Source organism: Mastigocladopsis repens PCC 10914, from assembly GCF_000315565.1.
In the GTDB taxonomy this organism is placed as follows: domain Bacteria; phylum Cyanobacteriota; class Cyanobacteriia; order Cyanobacteriales; family Nostocaceae; genus Mastigocladopsis; species Mastigocladopsis repens.
Genome location: NZ_JH992901.1, coordinates 1,255,709 through 1,275,120, shown reverse-complemented (window position 1 = coordinate 1,275,120; position 19,412 = coordinate 1,255,709). Strand labels below are relative to the sequence as shown.

The 19,412-nt window shown below is 43.8% G+C and carries 19 protein-coding genes; 11 read left to right on the top strand and 8 right to left on the bottom strand.

The window, feature by feature from the left end; all coding sequences use genetic code 11:
- Nucleotides 1-195: 195 nt before the first annotated feature.
- The 5 genes from MAS10914_RS0107895 (at nt 196) to mdh (ending at nt 4,314) form a co-directional block, all read left to right on the top strand.
- Nucleotides 196-780 carry a PAP/fibrillin family protein gene (locus MAS10914_RS0107895; protein ID WP_017315378.1) on the top strand — a complete coding sequence of 195 codons (585 nt, stop codon included), beginning with the start codon at nt 196-198 and terminating at the stop codon, nt 778-780.
- A 539-nt stretch (nt 781-1,319) separates the two neighbouring features.
- Complete coding sequence (locus MAS10914_RS0107890; RefSeq protein ID WP_017315377.1) at nt 1,320-1,532, top strand: photosystem I reaction center subunit IV; 213 nt, start codon at nt 1,320-1,322, stop codon at nt 1,530-1,532.
- A 128-nt stretch (nt 1,533-1,660) separates the two neighbouring features.
- Nucleotides 1,661-2,545, top strand: coding sequence for a DNA-formamidopyrimidine glycosylase (locus MAS10914_RS0107885; RefSeq protein WP_017315376.1), 885 nt, complete (start codon nt 1,661-1,663; stop codon nt 2,543-2,545).
- A gap of 542 nt (nt 2,546-3,087) precedes the next feature.
- Nucleotides 3,088-3,303 carry an NAD(P)H-quinone oxidoreductase subunit O gene (gene ndhO, locus MAS10914_RS0107880; RefSeq protein WP_017315375.1) on the top strand — a complete coding sequence of 72 codons (216 nt, stop codon included), beginning with the start codon at nt 3,088-3,090 and terminating at the stop codon, nt 3,301-3,303.
- Between the two features lie 30 nt (nt 3,304-3,333).
- Nucleotides 3,334-4,314: a malate dehydrogenase gene (mdh, locus tag MAS10914_RS0107875; protein WP_017315374.1), complete on the top strand. Its 981-nt coding sequence runs from the start codon at nt 3,334-3,336 to the stop codon at nt 4,312-4,314.
- Nucleotides 4,315-4,444: 130 nt separating this feature from the next.
- Here mdh and MAS10914_RS0107870 read toward each other — a convergent pair whose 3' ends face one another.
- Together MAS10914_RS0107870 and MAS10914_RS0107865 are read right to left on the bottom strand one after the other, a co-directional pair.
- Complete coding sequence (locus tag MAS10914_RS0107870) at nt 4,445-4,870, bottom strand: hypothetical protein (RefSeq protein WP_017315373.1); 426 nt, start codon at nt 4,868-4,870, stop codon at nt 4,445-4,447.
- A gap of 113 nt (nt 4,871-4,983) precedes the next feature.
- A complete protein-coding gene (locus MAS10914_RS0107865; protein WP_017315372.1) occupies nt 4,984-5,484 on the bottom strand; it encodes a hypothetical protein in 501 nt (166 codons plus the stop codon).
- Nucleotides 5,485-6,180: 696 nt separating this feature from the next.
- Here MAS10914_RS0107865 and MAS10914_RS0107855 point away from each other — a divergent pair.
- The gene (locus MAS10914_RS0107855; RefSeq protein ID WP_017315370.1) at nt 6,181-6,771 is read left to right on the top strand and encodes a Uma2 family endonuclease; all 591 of its coding nucleotides are present in this window, start codon (nt 6,181-6,183) and stop codon (nt 6,769-6,771) included.
- A 45-nt stretch (nt 6,772-6,816) separates the two neighbouring features.
- Here the strand turns inward: MAS10914_RS0107855 and MAS10914_RS0107850 are convergent, their stop codons facing one another.
- Nucleotides 6,817-7,272: a cupin domain-containing protein gene (locus MAS10914_RS0107850; RefSeq protein ID WP_033365704.1), complete on the bottom strand. Its 456-nt coding sequence runs from the start codon at nt 7,270-7,272 to the stop codon at nt 6,817-6,819.
- Between the two features lie 119 nt (nt 7,273-7,391).
- Nucleotides 7,392-8,984 (bottom strand): glucose-6-phosphate isomerase, encoded by a 1,593-nt coding sequence (locus tag MAS10914_RS0107845; protein ID WP_017315368.1) that lies wholly within the window; start codon nt 8,982-8,984, stop codon nt 7,392-7,394.
- A 316-nt stretch (nt 8,985-9,300) separates the two neighbouring features.
- Between MAS10914_RS0107845 and MAS10914_RS0107840 the strand changes: the two genes are divergently transcribed.
- Genes MAS10914_RS0107840 through MAS10914_RS0107830 form a run of 3 tightly spaced genes read left to right on the top strand, consistent with a single transcriptional unit; the run spans nt 9,301 to nt 11,441 of the window.
- The gene (locus MAS10914_RS0107840) at nt 9,301-10,434 is read left to right on the top strand and encodes a branched-chain amino acid ABC transporter permease (protein ID WP_017315367.1); all 1,134 of its coding nucleotides are present in this window, start codon (nt 9,301-9,303) and stop codon (nt 10,432-10,434) included.
- Nucleotides 10,424-11,209, top strand: a complete 786-nt coding sequence (locus MAS10914_RS0107835) for an ABC transporter ATP-binding protein (RefSeq protein WP_017315366.1) — start codon at nt 10,424-10,426, stop codon at nt 11,207-11,209. The genes MAS10914_RS0107840 and MAS10914_RS0107835 overlap by 11 nt, the downstream gene beginning before the upstream one ends.
- A gap of 49 nt (nt 11,210-11,258) precedes the next feature.
- Complete coding sequence (locus tag MAS10914_RS0107830) at nt 11,259-11,441, top strand: hypothetical protein (protein WP_017315365.1); 183 nt, start codon at nt 11,259-11,261, stop codon at nt 11,439-11,441.
- Between the two features lie 35 nt (nt 11,442-11,476).
- Here MAS10914_RS0107830 and MAS10914_RS0107825 read toward each other — a convergent pair whose 3' ends face one another.
- The 4 genes from MAS10914_RS0107825 to glpX all read right to left on the bottom strand — a co-directional run bounded on the left by MAS10914_RS0107825 (nt 11,477) and on the right by glpX (nt 18,012).
- A complete protein-coding gene (locus MAS10914_RS0107825) occupies nt 11,477-12,019 on the bottom strand; it encodes a hypothetical protein (protein ID WP_232224129.1) in 543 nt (180 codons plus the stop codon).
- Between the two features lie 495 nt (nt 12,020-12,514).
- Nucleotides 12,515-15,484 carry a UPF0182 family protein gene (locus tag MAS10914_RS0107820; RefSeq protein ID WP_017315363.1) on the bottom strand — a complete coding sequence of 990 codons (2,970 nt, stop codon included), beginning with the start codon at nt 15,482-15,484 and terminating at the stop codon, nt 12,515-12,517.
- A 91-nt stretch (nt 15,485-15,575) separates the two neighbouring features.
- A complete protein-coding gene (locus tag MAS10914_RS0107815) occupies nt 15,576-16,865 on the bottom strand; it encodes a glutamyl-tRNA reductase (RefSeq protein ID WP_026082410.1) in 1,290 nt (429 codons plus the stop codon).
- 109 nt (nt 16,866-16,974) lie between these two features.
- Nucleotides 16,975-18,012, bottom strand: coding sequence for a class II fructose-bisphosphatase (gene glpX, locus MAS10914_RS0107810; protein ID WP_017315361.1), 1,038 nt, complete (start codon nt 18,010-18,012; stop codon nt 16,975-16,977).
- A gap of 456 nt (nt 18,013-18,468) precedes the next feature.
- Between glpX and grxC the strand changes: the two genes are divergently transcribed.
- Together grxC and tadA are read left to right on the top strand one after the other, a co-directional pair.
- Complete coding sequence (gene grxC, locus MAS10914_RS0107805; protein WP_026082409.1) at nt 18,469-18,783, top strand: glutaredoxin 3; 315 nt, start codon at nt 18,469-18,471, stop codon at nt 18,781-18,783.
- A 130-nt stretch (nt 18,784-18,913) separates the two neighbouring features.
- Entirely contained in the window at nt 18,914-19,399 is a 486-nt protein-coding gene (gene tadA / locus MAS10914_RS0107800; RefSeq protein WP_071599806.1) for a tRNA adenosine(34) deaminase TadA, read from the top strand.
- Nucleotides 19,400-19,412: the final 13 nt, after the last annotated feature.

Here is a 19,412-nt window from a genome sequence, read left to right as displayed (position 1 = left end):
CACTTAGAGTCTATCACTTGATACAGCACGATTTACTTGTTAATTCAACTCTTTCAATCAAAAATCCGACAATTTTTATTTATTTTATTTATTTATTTAATTGAGTAGGCAAAACCTCAAAGCTAATTAGTTATTTGTATGGGGCTATACAGGGATTATTTTTCTTAATACTGGTATTTTAGAGGTGACATGATCATGTTAGAAAAAGCCAATCTTTTAGAAGCAATTGCTGGTAAAAATCGTGGATTACTAGCAACTGAGCAGGACAGACAAGGTATTTTGGTAGCAATTGCAAATTTGGAAGATATAAATCCTACACCGCGCCCAATTGAATCTACACATTTGCTAAATGGCAATTGGCGACTCATTTATACCACTAGTAAGGCTCTATTAAATCTTGATAACCTACCCTTCTACAAACTTGGTCAAATTTATCAGTATATCCGCGTAGAAAATAATAGCGTTTATAACATAGCTGAGATTTATGGGTTACCTTTTGTTGAAGGTATAGTCAGCGTTGCTGCAAAATTTGAGCCAGTTTCAGGTCGGCGCGTCAACGTTAAATTTGAGCGGTCAATTATCAGCTTACAACGTTTAATAGGTTACGACTCTCCAGAGAGTTTTATCCAACAAATTGAAGTCGGTCAAAAACTCACTGCAATTGATTTTCCTTTAAATAGTAATGAACAACAAGGCTGGTTGGATATCACGTATATAGATGACAATTTGCGTATTGGAAGAGGTAACGAGGGGAGCGTGTTTGTCTTGACAAAAGCATAATATTCTCCCAAAAAAGTGCTTGCGACCAATGAGGTTATGCGATCCCAATAACTTTGTCAAGAAGGTTTTACATCTTTTTTGAAGAATCTGAAATGAGGAATAGGTCACAGGTCGTAGGTGGGAGTTAAATGTACTCTATACCTTATTCCCTGTAACCATCCCTAGCACCTGATAACCAATCCCCTGGGTTTTAGGTTCTGCACCCTGTGAGTAACCTATTCCCTCTTTACTCCGAATGACGAAAATTGACTGTGTAAGTTCCCTCCCAAAGCAACTGCCTTAACTTAATTGCCAACCCAATACTTCTCTGATAAGACCGCCCACAGGGCTTGCCTGCGTAGCTAGGCTGGCTTAGTATGTGTGCCCATAAACTCCCCGCCATGGCCAGGTGATGGCTACCCTTAACCGAGAAGTATTAATTGCCAACCCCTCAGCAAGATAAATAACTTAACAAAGCCTCTTGGTGAGACCTCCTGGTTGTAGAGTGAAATCAATTAGCCTTATATATTGGCAATTGATAACTCAAAGGGAAGAAACTCATGGTTCAACGTGGTTCTAAAGTACGTATTCTCCGCCGGGAATCCTACTGGTATCAGGATTTAGGAACCGTAGCGTCTATTGATCAAAGCGGTATCAAATACCCAGTCATTGTCCGTTTTAACAAGGTAAATTACGCTGGCGTCAACACCAATAACTTTGGTCTGGAAGAACTAATAGAGGTTGAACCTCCAACGGCAAAGGCGAAGAAGTAGCAGGCTCACGCCAGATATGATAGGGGGATGAGGAAGATGAAGAAGATGAGGCGAATGAGGAAGTTATCCCCCTCATCAGGCTTATCTTTCTCTTTCTATCTCCCCCATCTGCTTATCTCCCATAAAAGATGCCTGAACTGCCTGAAGTTGAAACAGTCCGACGGGGTTTGAATCAATTGACCCTTAACCAGGAAATTACGGGTGGGGATGTGCTGCTTCATCGCACAGTCGCCTACCCGTTTTCACCAGAAGAGTTTTTAACTGGAATCAAAGGGAATGCCATCCTAACTTGGCATCGTCGCGGCAAATATCTCCTAGCCGAACTCAAGAAAGTAGGGGAAATAGGGGAAATGGAGGGAGAAAAGACTCCCCTGACTCCAGAAGCTGGCTGGCTGGGTGTTCATCTGCGAATGACAGGTCAACTCCTGTGGCTACATCCAGATGAATCGTTACACAAGCACACCCGAGTCAGATTATTTTTTGGAGATGAACGCGAATTACGCTTTGTTGACCAGCGTACCTTTGGTCAAATGTGGTGGGTTCCTCCAGGAGTTGCACTCCAAAGCATTATTACAGGTTTGGGGAAACTAGCAGTAGACCCCTTTTCACCCGAATTTACTGTCGAGTATTTAGCAAGCAAGCTGCGAAACCGTCGCCGTCCTGTAAAGACGGCTCTTTTAGATCAATCAGTGGTAGCGGGATTAGGTAATATCTATGCTGACGAAGCGCTGTTTCTCAGTGGAGTTCTGCCAGAAACCTTGGGTACAGATTTGCAGCGAGAGCAAATTGAGCGTTTGCACTCCTGTATCATTCAAGTTTTAAAAGCAAGCATTGAGGCTGGTGGGACAACTTTCAGTAATTTCCTGAATGTGAAGGGAATCAACGGTAACTACGGTCAAGTTGCCTGGGTTTACAACCGCACTGGAGAACCCTGTCGAGTTTGTGGTACGGCAATTGCACGAACTCGGTTAGCTGGACGTTCAAGTCACTATTGTGTCAATTGTCAACGATAAGCAATTTAAAAGTAAAAATAAAAAAGATTGCAACCAAATAGTGAACAGCTTAAGGTATAAAAATTAATGTACTTTTTGCTGATACCATTTTGATTTAGGATTCTAAATTGTTGATTGGCGCAGATGAAAGCAGATTCTTATCTCAAAATCATCTGCGTATATCTGCGTGCGTCTAAAGTTATCAACTTTAGATATTGAAATGGGCTATTAAGTAACTAGTAGTTTGCCAATCCAAAAATGACGGGTAAGTGTAGTTTGTAGTTGGCGCTTTAGCGCTAAAGCGCCAACTACAAACCTCACAAAGTTTGTATGGTGGACTACTAGCTGCAAATAAACGTAACTATATTGACCGGGTGTAAGGGTATAAAGGAAATTCACTATTCAAAATTCAAAATTCACAATGTGGGGGCGCATGGCACTGCGTCCCTACTCCAACTCTCAAAGAGACTTCCCGACACAGCTAGAAGGCAACTGCTTGCTCTACAAGGACTTCGAGCGAGCTAAGATCCTGAGTACAACAATTTTACTCAAGAGGGTAACTCATGGCTGTAAAAAGAGGAGATATGGTTCGCGCTATCCGCGAGAAGCTGGAAAACAGTCTAGAAGCACAAGCCAGTGACTCACGCTTTCCTTCCTATTTATTTGAAACCAAGGGCGAAATTGTAGACATCAAAGGTGATTATGCCCTTGTGAAGTTCGGGAAAGTGCCAACACCAAATATGTGGTTACGTCTGGATCAACTTGAAGAATTTAAATAACATTCAACCATTAGCAGAGGCGCTGCAATTATGAGCTATTCCCCTTCCTCCCCAAATATGTGTCATTCACCCCGTGTCACCGTTATCGGTGCTGGTAAGGTTGGTAGTACCTTAGCGCAACGCATTGCCGAAAAAAATTTGGCAGATGTCGTATTGCTTGATATTGTCGAGGGTATGCCCCGAGGACTGGCGCTGGATTTGATGGAGGCAAGGGGAATTGAACTACACAATCGTCGAATTATCGGTACAAACGACTATGCTGACACATCTAGTTCTGATGTAGTCGTCATTACGGCAGGGTTTCCCCGCAAACCCGGCATGACTCGGGATGATTTGCTCCTGACAAATGCAAAGATTGTGGTGGAAGCCGCAAAAAAAGCAATTGCTTATTCTCCCGATGCTATATATATAGTTGTCACAAATCCCTTGGATGTGATGACTTATTTAGCATGGCAAGCCACAGGATTACCATGCGATCGCATTATGGGTATGGCTGGCGTGTTAGACTCAGCACGTTTAGAAACCTTTATTGCGATGGAATTGGGGGCTTGTCCTCAAGATGTCAACGCGATGGTACTGGGTAGCCACGGAGATTTAATGGTGCCCTTACCGCGTTATGCGACTGTCAATGGTGTTCCGATTACAGAATTGCTGGATGTACCCACAATTGAGCGATTGGTACAACGTACCCGTAACGGTGGTGCAGAAATTGTGCAACTGATGCAGACAGGTAGTGCTTTTTTTGCTCCCGCTTCTTCTACTTGCGTGATGGTGGAATCAATATTGCTGAATCAGTCGCGCCTGTTGCCAGTGGCGGCGTATCTTCAAGGAGAATATGGTTTAAACGATATTTTTATTGGTGTTCCCTGTCGCTTAGGACGTGGTGGAATTGAGAAAGTGGTGGAATTGAAACTCTCTGAAGCAGAAAAAAATGCTTTGCATACTTGCGCGCGAGAAGTACGTAAGAATCTTGACAGAGCAAAGGAAATTTTTGCTGGTGTCAGTAGGTGATATTATTTCCTTATAATTACCCATAACTAACAAAAAGACTCATTGCCTCATTCTCCCGGAAAGGGGGGATGAGGAACGAGTCTGCGTTTTGCTACGCTGTCATTAATAAAGATTTGTTTTTCCGCTTTAACTAGCGGTAATCTTGATCTGCCGGGTCGCCGTATGGGTCTTCACTAGCTGGACGGACGTTGCCAAACTGCCCGTATTCATTAGCCGGGTCGCCGTATGGGTCTTGGCTAGCTGGGATGGCGTTTCCGTAGTAATTTTGGTCAGCGGGGTCGCCGTATGGGTCTTGGCTAGCTGGGATGGCGTTTCCGTAGTAATCTTGGTCAGCGGGGTCGCCGTATGGATCTTGACTTGCTGGAATAGCGTTACCGTAGTAATTTTGGTCAGCAGGGTCGCCGTATGGGTCTTGGCTGGCTGGAATAGCGTTACCGTAGTAATTTTGGTCAGCGGGGTCGCCGTATGGGTCTTGGCTAGCTGGACTTACCTCGCGGTCATCTTCGTTTGACCCAACAAACAAATCCTTTGCCTTTCGCAAAAAGTCGTCTACCATGACTTATCTCCTTATTATTTACGTGGTTAATTGTGCCGTTGTCGTTTCTGTCGTTTTGGATTCCCTGTCTTTTGTAGGCGACTATGTTTTATTCTGACCAAGCGGCTTTTTGTTTAATATGTCGGCGCTTCTTGTGGAGCGATGTCAGTTAAGGTGCGACCAGTGCTACGCCCGTTATAACCTTGAAAATCCTGATACCGTTGTGCTTCTGACTCTGGAACTCGAATTCCTTCAGATGGAGGTGTTACCCAGTGAGGGCGACCTTGAGCATCGCGGTAGTATACACGCCCGTTCTTAGAAAGATAATACTTACCCTGCGCTCCCTCTCCTTGAGCATTCTTTCGCTGGTTGTAGAGATAGTATAGAGCAGCGGCTCCCACCAAGGTTATTCCTATTTTCTGCCCCGTAGACAATCCCCTCTTAGCTTGTTGGGGTTGGTTTGCGGGGGCTGGATTATTCACATTTCTACCAACTGTATCATCAACAGGTGGCGGTGGCGCAGCAGTTTGGGAACCTCCACCACAACTACTCAGCATCGGTAGTGTTAGTAATGCCGAAAGAAAAACCGCTACCGGAAGCGGAGCTTTTTTACGCTTTGGAGATATCGTGTTCATTGTGTTTCCTCATCACCCTGCCTTTGCTAGATGCCGTGCTGTTGTAATTAACAACAGTGAGGGAATTGCTGTGATTTTTCATAGAACAGAAATAACCTAGCCGTCCTTTGACATCAGCACAGGAAGACCATTTGATTGCAATGATGATGCAATTTCTCAAGTTATTCATCTTGCCTTTGAGGGAATCTGCATTCATCCTCAAGAAATATGCGGTTAATTTAGTAACAATACTTTTCTTGTATTTACTGAAATATGAGCTTAATCAAAAAATTTGGTGAAGCGTTAGGAGTAGCGATCGCATTCTCTAAAAGCAAATAATTATGTAAACCCTTTAGTCAAATTGGCTTTTGGCGTTACTTTATATACAGATACAAGAGCTTAACTGGTTGGCGATCGCACTCAGTTGTTTGTTTCACCCACCTATGTTTAGATTTATCCAAGATTGGTTCCTACCACTGCTATTAATTCAGAGTGGCTAGCATTACAGCAATTCAAAGAAGAAATTTTAAACATATATCTCTTCCTTGTATTATTAGATGAGCGCCAAGCAGGTCGAATCCCAGCATGGAAAGGCATTCGGATTGTTAGGGAAAGAATTGAAGATTAACAACATAAATTTTATTTTTACAAATACAGAATTAAGTTCCCTCTCTCCTTAGCGAAAATATTCTTATAGTAAAAACGCTCCCACAAATCATGCAAACCTACCAAGAACAGCGAAACTACTCTCCAGAAGAATATTTACAACTAGAAGAAACCGCAGAGTCCAAAAGTGAGTATATTGACGGTCTAATCATCCCTATGGCTGGTGGAACGACGAATCATAACCGGATAGCGCTCAATGTCAGTACTGAATTAAATTTTGCTTTTAAACACCAAAATTTTGAAGTTTTCATGGGTGATGTGCGTTTGTGGATACCCCAGAAGCGAATGTACACCTACCCAGATGTGATGGTGATAGCTGGTGAACCGGAATATGACAATAATCGCACTGATACAATTACTAACCCTATAGTGATTATTGAAGTTTTGTCAGATTCAACCGCTGGTTATGACAGAGAGGGAAAATTTCATGCTTATAAGACAATTCCTTCATTAGCGGAATATGTCTTGATTGACCAAACTCGGATCAATATTGAGCAATATTTTAAAACGGCAAAAAAGCGATGGTCTATTTCTGAATATGATGAAGAAGATGAAAGTATTACTTTCGCCTCAATACCGTTTCAAATATCTCTAGCAGATGTGTACAATAAAGTAAAATTCCCAAAGATACAAAAAAATTAGGGTGAGCTATTTGCTCACCCTGAACAGTAAACTAACCTCAACAATTTATACTGGTGTCGCGCCATAAGTCGTTGTTTCTTCCAAACTTCTCAACGCTGCTTTTGCTGCTTCTAAGTCATAAGGAAATGGTCTTCCACAAGTGACATAATCTCGTTCTTGGGGAGGTCTATGACGAAGCACAGCATTTACCACAACACATGGTTCTGAACGCAAATTAATGACACCATGTAAGACTCCTGGCGGAATTTTGACGACGACTGGATGGTCTTCGCTTAAAGGAATATACTGGTATTGCTTATTAAGTAAAGTGACAAGTACAAACCGCCCCTTCACAACGAGTATTTGATCAGTTTGCGATTTGTGTACAAATAAATCATCCACTGTATTGGGTGGAATTTGCACCAGCATTGTTTCATGACTGGTTTGAGGTGTGAAGAACTCACTCATCCCACCCTTAATTGACTCTAATTGACGGATTTCGATTCCCCTAAATTGATTCATAACGATAGCCGAAAAGAGCATCTTAGATTGAAGTTGTCTCTCCAATCTAAGATGCTCAAAATTAAATTTTTGTGGCTTGTGCAACAAAAATTACACAAAATGTGGTAGAGAGGCTAAATTTACGAAGTAGCGATAGAAACCTTTAAACTGCTGGGTTCTCCAAGATTTCCTTGCAGCACCACTCCCCGCTGATTTGCGTGTAAATGACGCAAAATCTTGTAAATTGCCTCAATTTGCTCTGTTGCGCCTGCTTTTTGAGCAACTTGCTCTAGGGAAAGGGCTGTTTTTTCTGTTTGCAAAACTTCCACAACTCGTTTTTGCAAATCAAGAATGACAGCGGCGGCTTTTTTACCAGCTTCTACACCTGGTTGATGGTAGGCGTTAATGTTAACTAAGCTGGCATAAAAACCTACAGCGCGCTCGTATAAAGCAATTAACGCTCCCACTGTGCGGGCATTAACTTGGGGAATCGTCACAGTAATCGAGTCACGCTGGTTTTCATAAAGTGCTTGTCGGGTTCCTTGGAGAAAACCAGAGAGATAATCGCCTGCTGTGATTCCAGGCTCAATTTCTGTAGATGGACCGTTGCGGTCTTCCAAAACTTCAATGAAGGTGGCAAAGAAATTTGGCACACCCTCGCGCAACTGCTGGACGTAAGCGTGTTGATCCGTTGAGCCTTTGTTACCATAAACAGCAATACCTTGGTAAACGGTGTTGCCTTCTAGGTCTTTCTCCTTACCCAAGGATTCCATCACCAGCTGTTGCAAATACCGACTGAATAAAAGTAGGCTGTCCTTGTAAGGTAAAACAACCATATCTTTTTCACCCCGTCCATTGCCAGCATAATACCAGGACAAGGCTAACAATGCGGCCGGGTTCTGTTTAATATCAGGTACGCGAGTGGCATCATCCATCTCTTTGGCACCCTCAAGCATAGGGAGAATCTCGATGCCTTGCAATGCTGCTGGTAACAACCCCACAGCAGATAACTCTGAAGTGCGTCCTCCCACCCAGTCGAACATGGGAAATCTTGCCAGCCAACCTTCAGATTTTGCTTGTTCGTCCAGCTTACTCCCTGGCATGGTAATGGCGATCGCATAGTGAGCAAAGTCCAAATTCTGTCCGGCGTAAGCCTTTTTGACTTCAATCATGCCATTACGCGGTTCTGGCGTTCCCCCAGACTTGGAGATAACCAAGACCAAAGTGCTGGCAAGTTTGTTTCTCAAATGAGTCAAAATGCGGTCAATTCCTGCTGGATCACTATTGTCAATAAAGTGAATTGCTAAAGGTGGGAAGTCTGGGGCTAAAGCTTCAGCAACAAATTGTGGACCCAAAGCAGAACCACCAATACCAATGGAAATAATATCGGTGAAGCGAGGAGCTTTTGGGGTGTGAATTGCACCTGTGTGGATTTTTTCGGCAAATACTTCGATTTGCTCTATACTATCAACAATTTCTTGTGTGAGTTCTGGCGTGGGAGCTAAATCGGGATTTCGTAGCCAGTAGTGTCCAACCATGCGGTTTTCATCCGGGTTGGCGATCGCACCCTTCTCAAGTTCCGCCATATCCGCAAAAGCTTTTTCAAACTTCGGCTGTACCTTCTCTATGAAGGCATCATCAAATCGCATCCGGCTCACATCGAGGTATAGTCCCAATCCTTCATGGAAATATATCCATTGCTGGTATCTTTGCCAAAGTGCCGTAGCGTCCATAGGGAAATCTCAAGTAAAGTGATTTTCAAAAACAAGTTTAAGCCAAGGTGCAGCTTTCCCGTGTCTACCTTATACAGTTTTAAGTGTTGGCTGAATTCTTCACCCTAAACATCTAGCATAGGTATGACCTCGCTGACGCTCAAATTCAAAATTCAAGATTATTTATGGAGAGCTAAAAAAGATTCCAGCGCTACAGGAGGTGACACACTTAGTGCGTAAGTGCAGCGTGCCTTAAGCTTATGGCGAATAAAGTTGACACGCAACAATTTTACAATGGGACGAGAAGACACAGGGAATAACTTATAACTAATTACTTATGGTTGAATATCTCATTTTCTTAACGATTTCTACCGCAATTTTTGCTCTGTTCGGTCTGGGACTAAACTTGCAGTGGGGCTTTACGGGCTTGATTAACTTTGGTCATGTTGCCTTTATGACGCTGGGCGCGTACACCACTGTTTTGTTAAGTTTAAAAGGTCTTCCCCTGTTGCTGTCAGCACTGATTGGGGCAGTTGTCGCAGCGTTGTTGGGCTTGGCAATTGGTTTCTCGACTTTGCGCTTGCGGGAAGATTACCTGGCAATTGTGACCATCGGCGTTGGTGAACTGATTCGTCTTGTTGTGAATAACCAGGATTTACCTGTTGGTAACGAGTGGAGGGCTGGGGCGTTTGGTGTGCAAAGTTATCCCATACCCCTAGCAACTCTTGTGCCCAATCTGTTTATCAAACTTTTGCTGATTGGTGTGTTGACACTACTTGCTGCTATCACTTTATGGCAGTTGTGGCACTGGATTCGAGCTTCTCAGGTATCAGATGTTGCTAATTCCCAGAAGAAAGTAGGTGACAAGCAACAATTCATCTCACGCCTAGTTATAGGAGTTTTGTTGGCACTATTAATAGTGGCTATTTACATATCTGGCGTTATCGCCTTATATGACTACAACCCGACAGCGGGTTTAATGCTGTTGTCACTCATCGCATTAGCTTTTGTCTTCTGGCGGCTGGAAATTTTAGTGCGATCGCCTTGGGGTCGAGTTCTCAAAGCCATCCGCGAAGACGAAGAAGTTCCCAAGGCATTAGGAAAAAATGTCTTTTGGTATAAACTACAATCGCTGATGCTAGGTGGTGCGATCGCAGGAATTGCAGGTGCTCTCATCGCATGGCAACTTTCCGCAATTTACCCAAATAATTTTGAGCCACAGGAGACTTTCAACGCTTGGATTATCGTGATTTTAGGCGGTTCTGGTAATAATCTCGGTACAATCTTGGGAGCAATAATTTACTTTATTTACTACGAAGGGACGCGCAACTTGGACAAAATTATCCCTCTAGATTCAGACCGTTTAAGTGCATTGCGGATCATGATCATAGGTTTGATTTTGATGGTACTGATGATTTGGCGTCCTCAAGGGATCTTAGGGAAAAAGGAGGAACTCACCCTTGGAAAATAACAAGTCATCCCAATTTCCTCTACTGTCTGCAAGTGGACTTTGCAAAAACTTTGGTGGTATCAAGGCAGTAGATAGCGCCGAAATTCAAGTGTTAAGTGGTAGCATTACAGGCTTGATTGGTCCTAATGGTGCAGGCAAAACGACATTATTTAACTTATTATCAAACTTTATCCGTCCAGACAAAGGACGGGTGACGTTCGATGGCGAACCCATACAGAACTTGCAACCATACCAAATTGCCCAGATGGGAATGGTACGTACCTTTCAAGTTGCCCGAACTCTGTCGCGGTTGTCGGTGATGGAAAATATGCTGCTAGCAGCACAAAAACAAACAGGCGAGAACTTTTGGCACGTACAATTCCAACAACACAAAATCACTCAGGAAGAAAAAGAACTCCGAGAACGGGCGTTGTTGCTGTTAGAGTCGGTGGGATTGGCGCACAAAGCATATGATTACGCTGGAGGGTTATCTGGTGGACAGCGTAAGCTGCTGGAGATGGGACGGGCGCTTATGACCGACCCCAAATTAATTTTGTTAGATGAACCAGCCGCTGGGGTAAATCCCAGACTGATTGATGAGATATGCGATCGCATTACCGCTTGGAATAGGAATGGTATGACATTTCTGATCATCGAGCATAATATGGATGTGATCATGTCGTTATGCAATCAAGTTTGGGTGCTAGCCGAAGGGCGAAATCTGGCTGACGGAACCCCAGAAGAAATTCAGCGCAATTCAAAAGTTTTAGAAGCTTATCTGGGGAAGTCAGAGTAGAGGTGACAAATTTTTCAAGGGTAAAACTCGCGTGCAAGCTAGGTGATCAGTGGCTGCGTTAGTATCGCCTTTTTTTCAGCAAGCTGTAGTGGTTGAGCCACTACGAATGGCGTATATAGCAATACGCTTGCTGATAAGATTGTTTGTTGGTGCAATTGCCTCTGTAGAGACGTTGCAGTGGAACGTCTCTACACCCATAGGATGGGCACAAAAACCTTTACTTGAACGCTAGTGAATTACAAAGGAAGCTGCGGGGCATCATTTAGCTCAAGCATCAGTAGCAGAAGCCTGTTTACCATACTTTTGAGTTAATCCCAAAGCAGATTGAGCTGAAGGGAATGTAGAAGTCGCTGTTTGCACAGATAATTGATTCACTGTTATCGGTTGAGACTCATATTCTGTATTAGTAATGACCAGTGGTTTGGTAATGACTTGAGAAATTGTGGGTTCATTTCCACTGTTAGTGGATACGGGTGGCGCAGTCTCTGTAGCAAAATTTGCATTTGCACCAGATGTGGTTACTTGAGTTTCGATCTGATCTTCCTCTAGAAACCATCTCAGTTGAGAAAGCATCGGATTGGATGGTGAAAGCTTAATCGCCTGAATTTGAGAATCTTTTTCTTCTAACAGCTTTTGGAGGTTGGACAACTGCTTGTCTAACTTAGAAGATTGATGTAAAGATTGTTGCCATCCCCACAGTACTGCACCCGAAAGTCCTAGTCCTAGACTGAATGCTGCTCCCACTCCGGGAGAAACAATATCCTTGATTTCGCCATAGAAAATTTCTTGACCCTCGACTTGGATCTTCATAGGCTTAGACCCTTGCAGGGCTAAGAGCAACATAAATGAAGCAAAGAGTGTACCCGATATCACTACGGTCGGCAGTAAGATTTTTTTGAGCATAACGAAAACCTACTGGTATCCAGTGTAAAGACAACTTAGATAATCAAAGAGCTGCACCCTTGCTCAAAGACTTTATCTGCTGCCTGAAAAATTTAAAAATCCCAAGTAAGGGCAACAGTAAGATGTGGATTATACTGACTTTCTCATCCAAAGTTAGTAAATTAGTTGAATACTTGTTTGTATATTTTTGATGAATTACACACGAATTTTATAAAGTTTTTGTATTTTTTGTTTTGTCAATCCTAGAAAATACTGATTTTTAGTGGATTAGAACTCTTTTGTAACTAATGCTAAATACGGAGATCATTCTTTAAGGCTGCGTGATAATACGCAATTGCCTTGACTCGTTTCAATTCACCGCATCCCACGCGCGTACGAGTGTCCTTTGTCCAATGCAATTATTTACTGCACTGGACGCACAATTGCGGGTGTTGTAGGTCGATTTTGCTGGAAGATTGCAGCCAATGCTTGTTCCAAAGTTTCTGCCATGACAATGCGGTTATTGTAGGCAACAATAACCCTAACAAACGTTGGCAGGCTATTTTGTTCAGCTTCTATATAGAGGGGTTCGACGTACAGAAGGGAACGTTCAATGGGAATCACCAACAGATTTCCTTGAATTGCCCTTGAACCTTGACGGTTCCACAGAGAAATTTGCTGGGAAATAAGTGGATCTTGGTTAATCAAAGCTTCAATTTGTTCTGTGCCATAAACCAACTGCTGCTTAGGAAACTCATAAAGCAACAACTTGCCGTATTCTTGCCCATCAGAACGCGCCGCTAACCAAGCAATTAAATTTGCGCGTTGTACAGGCGTAAAGGGAAGTAGTAAGATGAACTCTTCTGATTGTGCTTGAGGTAGTTTCAAAATCAGGTAGTAAGGCTCTACCTGCTGCTGTTTACTACCGTAAATCTCGTTAGGGATTTGCCACAAGTCTTCCCGGTTGTAAAAAACCTGTGAATCTGTCATGTGATATGTGAGCAATCGCTCAGATTGGATACGGAAAAGGTCTTGTGGATACCGGATATGGCTACGCAGAGCAACTGGCATATCGTCTAACGGTTGTAGCAAGTTGGGGAAGATAGCCCCTAAAGTATGAAGAATTGGGTCTATTGGATCGGCAATATAGAAATTGACAGTGCCATTGTAGGCATCAATGACAACTTTGACAGAATTACGGATATAATTAAATCCATGTTTACCTGGGTCAGAATACGGGTAGCGATCGCTTGTAGTGTAAGCATCAATAATCCAGTAAAGATAAGTGTTTTCACCTTTGATATCTGTTTGTCCCCCATCTGCTGCAACTAAGTAGGGGTCGCTATCGTATCGTAAAAAAGGAGCGATCGCTTGCACTCGTTCTTTGATATTGCGGCGATACAACAGCTTTGTTTGCGGTGTAAAATTACGCGTCAGCAGCATCTGCCAATCTCTCAGATACTCGGCAAACAGCAAGCGCCGCCACATAGCACCAATGAAAATGCCTCCGCGTCCATCGTAGACGTTATAGACATTATCATTACTGCTGGGATAGTCTAATTCTTGGGTTTTTGTCCCCGTCATCACATAAGTGTTGGTAATTTCCCCATAGTAAATACGCGGTTGACCAATGGGAATACTTGAGCGAACTGATTCATTCGATATCTGCACCGAACCCTGATGACTCGTGTCATCAACTCCAATATTTTGGACGTAGTAATAAGGTAATCCGCCTGGGGCTACAACATTCACGGGACTGAGTGTAAAGCCATAGCCGTGAGTATAGATCAGATGTTTGTTGACCCACGTCTGTGCTTGTTGGGGAACGTCGCCATAGTCTAGTTCCCGCGCTGCTATGATTGTTTGTTGCTTTTCAGTGCTGTTTTCTTGTTTCAGGGTGTAGCGGTCAATGTCAGCACCGGGAAATTTGTAGTAAGGTCTAATTTGTTGCAACTGGCGGTTGCTTTCTAGAAGGGGGCGTGTATCCCACAACCGAATATTGCGAATTGTGAGGTTATTTTCTTGCAAATCAGCCGCAGTCAGTTGACCTCGCGGGTCAAAAGTTCTCGCTTCTATGGCGTTTAAATTAAATCCTTTTCTTGTAAGGGCGATGGTACGCTCAAGGTAGGGGCGTTCGCGAGTTAACTCATTTGGTTGCACGACTAAGCGTTGTACAACTATTGGTAAGATTTCGCCAGAAACCGCCGCCACTGCTATATATAATCCCAACGCGTAAATCAGTTGGGGTGGATAAGGACTTGGTTTGAAACTTGTTTTTCTTGCTCTTGACAAAACAATCATTCGCAGTAGCAAGTAAACTGCCATCGCCACTGCCAAAAGGCTCAATCCGGTATATATTGGCAACAGCACCTTAACATCGGTGTAGCTAGCACCATAGATAACGCCACGGGTGGAATACAACAGTTCGTAGCGTGCATTCCAATAATGCAGGGCAATACTCAACATGAACAAGCTACTTAAGGCGTTTAAGTGGAGTCGTTGCGGTACAGAAAACCCGGCAAATCTTCCCTCACTCAGACTATTTGCCGAATACAGGTAAATGAGGGCTACTGCAGCGACGCTAAAGAGAAACAGCCCTACTATCCAAAATGCCAATAATTCCCAAATCGGCAGGGAGAATACATAAAAGCTAATATCTCGGTGAAATAGAGGATCGGTTTGGTTAAAACTTGTGGCATGGAAATACTGTAAGACTTGATCCCAGTGTGCTGACAATAGAAAACCCAGCAGCAAACAGATCAGTAGTGCGATCGCTCTTAAGCAAAACTCATGATGAATTAAAATTGCAATTGTCAACACCAGCAGTAAACCCAACTGCACAATGGGGAAGGCAATCTGCTGGATTTGTATTTGCTGCAAAACCTGCTGTACCCAAGCTGGCAAAGGCAACGGCGTGCTAGGTAGTTGAATATTTGGACGCCACAAATTTAAGGCTTGCTGACCATAGTAAATAAGTATCAACCCTGTCAGCGCACTCAATACTATCACTATTGGCAACAGCAAATGCAATCTCAGTGCTGAGTCCTGAGTACTAAGTACGACGGAGGATGAGAGGACTTGGGGTTTTCTTTGAGGAGATGGAGAAAATAGAACATTCGCAGAAGTTCTCCCCATCTCCCCATCTCCTTGTTGGGGATACTTCAGCCTAGAGGCGACAATAAAATTGCTTAATAAAAAACCGACTGAGGTGAAGAAGACAAGTGCCCATACCCCTAGTTGCGTCAAGACGCGTAACCAAAATTCTCGTAAATATCCAACTTCACCAAACCAAAACACTTCTGCTGCTAAGTGGCTTGTTAAATCAAAAAACAGCCATAACCCCAACAGCAAAACAAGCGGTCGAAAAATGTGGTTTCCTAACCGGAGTGACATAACAATTGCTTGTTAGTGGATAGTAGATAGTAGTTAGTGGTTGACAACTACCAACTACCAACTACCAACCAACCCCCAATCTAAAATCCGTTTAACTATACTGTTCACCACCTACATCTAGGTTAAACAACATTTGCAGAGTCTGCATACAGTGACGTCTTGCCTCAACATCTTGCTGAGCTCGCAGTTGTACCATAGGGTCATGTAAAATTTTGTTAACAATTCCCCGTGTTAAGGCTTCGATAACTTCTTGATGTTTTTCGGCAAATTCTGAACCCAATCTTGACAAAGCTTTTTCTAGTTCTTGTTCGCGGATAGTTTCAACTTTGTTCCGCAAACAGCTAATAGTCGTGACAGTTTCGAGCGATCGCCACCAAACATCGAAAGCTTCCACCTCCTCTTCTAAGAGTTTCTCTGCTTCCTGTGCCATTTTACGGCGGCTCTCTTGGTTTTGCGCGACCACTGCCTTTAAGTCATCCACATTAAACGCCTGCACGTTTGTCAGTGCATTTACATCGGCATGAACATTGCGCGGTACAGAAATATCAATCAACATCAAAGCTTGGCTAGGTTCTAAAACCATCTCCAATTTAGCGCGGTCAATAATCGGCTCAGTCGCTGATGTACTTGTAAACACTAAATCACTTTCGGCAATCACTGAAACCATTTCTGATAGCAGACACGTTCTTATGGATTGTTCGGGGAACTGCTTGACCAATTCCTCCGCCCGTGCGAGAGAACGATTTAAGATACAAATTTTTTCAGTGCCTTTAGATACTAAGTGTTGTACGAGCAACCGCGACATTTTGCCAGCACCCAGAATGACCACACGACATGCCGCTAAATTTGCCAATTTCATCTGCGCCAACTCCACAGCAGCAGAACTGATAGAGACTGCACCAGTGCCAATGCTGGTTTCAGTTCGTACCCGCTTACCCGCTGTAATGGCTTGTTTAAATAAGCGATTCAAAACCGTTTTAATACCGTTGTATTGCTGTCCCAATTTGTGAGTATTCTTCACCTGAGCCAGAATTTGACCTTCTCCGAGTACGAGGCTATCTAAACCAGCGGCAACACGCATCAAGTGCATGACAGCATCTTGATGTAGCAAAACAAACAAATGTTGCCGCAAAGAGGTGACTGGCAACTTACTGTGTTCTGAAAGAAATTGGGTAACTTCTCGGATTCCCTGTTCGGTTTCGTGAGTAACAACGTAAATTTCCAGACGGTTACAAGTGCTCAGTATTGCGACTTCTTCAATATGAGGATAGCCAAGCAGGTGCGCGATCGCGCCTTCGGTTTGTGGTTCTGGAATACTCAGTTTTTCCCGAACTTCGACTGGGGCTGTTTTATGGCTTAACCCCACCACAGCTATATGCATATTTGTCATTTTTATCAGTCGTTTATTATTTGTCCTAAGCCTTTAGTCATCATTCGTTAGCCAATGACTAATGTACAGACGCGCCATGGCGCGTCTGTACAACTAATGACTACCGCAATTGCAGAATCTTCGGCTCATCAAACAAATGAATTGTATCGACAAATCGAGCAGTTCGCGATTGACTGGAAATCACTAAACTTTGAGTTCTTGCGCCGCCGTTAAAGAAGCGGACACCTTCCATCAAAGTTCCGGGGGTGATGCCACAAGCTGCGAACAGCACTGTCTCGCCAGAAGCCAGTTCCTCGGCATTGTAAACTCGGTCTGGTTCTGTAATGCCCATTTCGTTGAGCCGTGCGATGTTGCCTTCTTTGCTTTCCCCAATCAGACCTGTTTTCACTACTTCTGGATCGTAGATCAACTGCCCCTGGAAGTGTCCACCCAAAGCACGGAGAGCAGCAGCAGAAATAACACCTTCGGGTGCAGCACCAATTCCCATGAGTGCGTGGATGTTGGTACCAGCAAAGGCACAGGAAATAGCAGCAGAAACGTCACCATCGCTAATTAGTCGCACTCTAGCGCCTGCTTGCCGGATTTCCTGAATCAACTCTTTGTGGCGGGGACGATCCATAACCACGACCACCAATTCTTCCACGGCGCGCCCTAAGCACTCAGAGAGAATCTTGAGGTTTTGAGTGGGAGTTTTGTTAATATCAACATGACCGCGTGCTGGGGGTGGAGCCGCGAGCTTTCTCATGTAAAAGTCAGGCGCAGCAAATAAACCGCCTTTTTGAGAAATTGCCAACACTGCCATTGATCCATTTTGACCGTATGCCACCAGGTTAGTACCTTCGCATGGGTCAACAGCGATGTCAATTTCAATTAATTCATCGGGGTTGCAGTAGTTTTTGGCATCTGGTTGGGTACAGATACCGACTTCTTCCCCAATGTAGAGCATGGGAGCTTCGTCTCGTTCGCCTTCGCCGATAACGATGCGACCACGCATATAAATTTTGTTCATCCGTTCCCGCATGGCTTCTACAGCCACTTGGTCAGCCGTATTTTTTTCACCTTTTCCCATCCAGCGGGAAGAGGCAATGGCGGCTTGCTCAACAACCTCAATAATTTCTAACCCAAGTGTATTTTCCACAAACTCTGCCCTCTCAATTGCTTGATTTCGCGTCGTTCCAGAAACCTGTTTCAGTCTTCAAGTCTACCAAAGGGCGGATACCTATGGAAAATAGTCTCTACTTGCGTATATGTTAAGTTTTGCTTCTAATGTCCGGTGTAGGCGCATTATGTACAACTCATACTTTAATTTTTCACTGCCCCTAAAGCTTTCAGCGTCGCAAGAGTCGCTTGGGTTAAACCTGTAACACCAGTAATATTCATGCCCTCGTAGAGTCATCAATTATCATCGTTTTTTCACAACGACCTGTAAGGATGAAATTTTTCTGGCAAAAATACAACAACTCAAATCCTCGGTTAGAACGCACAGCGACGATTTTTTTAGCACTCAAGGGCGATGACTTCCTGCCGTCTCTCTCTAAACAGTCATGAACTAGGCTAGAGACAGATGAAAACGATTCATAAGAAAAAAAGCATGATGTTGAATTTTTTGAACTCCCTATTCAATCGCCATCCACAGCGCATAAAAGCCGCCGTTGAAATCTACACCTGGCAAACATGCCCTTATTGCATTCGTGCCAAAATGCTGTTGTGGTGGAAAGGCGTGAAATTCAATGAATACAAAATTGATGGTAACGAAGCAGCCAGAGCGAAGATGGCAGAACGTGCCAACGGACGGCGCACAGTTCCGCAGATTTTTATTAACAACCAACACATCGGCGGTTGTGATGACCTTTATCAGCTAGATTCGCAAGGTCAGTTAGATCCCCTCCTCGCTCAACCTGTTGTTTAGAAAAAGGAACAAGGGGACGCGGGGACAGGGGCAAAGAGAACACGCAGACGCAAAGACGTGAAGACAGTTTGATCCACCCCATGATCCCACCTCCCTATCTCCCCTTGTCCTCTTTGTTACGACTAAAAAAATGCCCATTGAGTACCCGGAATATCTTATACATCGGCAATGGATGAGTTACGCCTTAGACTTGGCACAAGTTGCGGGCGATGCGGATGAAGTCCCCGTGGGCGCTGTTATTATTGATTCATCTGGAAGTTTGATTGCAGAAGGAGAAAACAGAAAAGAACGCGACAATGACCCTATAGCTCACGCGGAAATTATTGCTATCAGAGCAGCCGCTCAAAGGTTACAAACTTGGCGTCTTAACCAATGCACCCTTTACGTTACTTTGGAACCGTGCCCAATGTGTGCGGGCGCTATTGTACAGGCGCGTATAGGACTTTTAGTCTATGGGGTGGACGATCCCAAAACTGGTGCAATTCGTACTGTCGCCAATATCCCTGATAGTGCTGCTTCCAATCACCGCCTGCGAGTCATTGGCGGTATTTTAGAGTCTGCCTGTCGTCAGCAATTGCAAGCTTGGTTTACTCATCGGCGACATATCTCTAACTAACGGACAGAGGGAA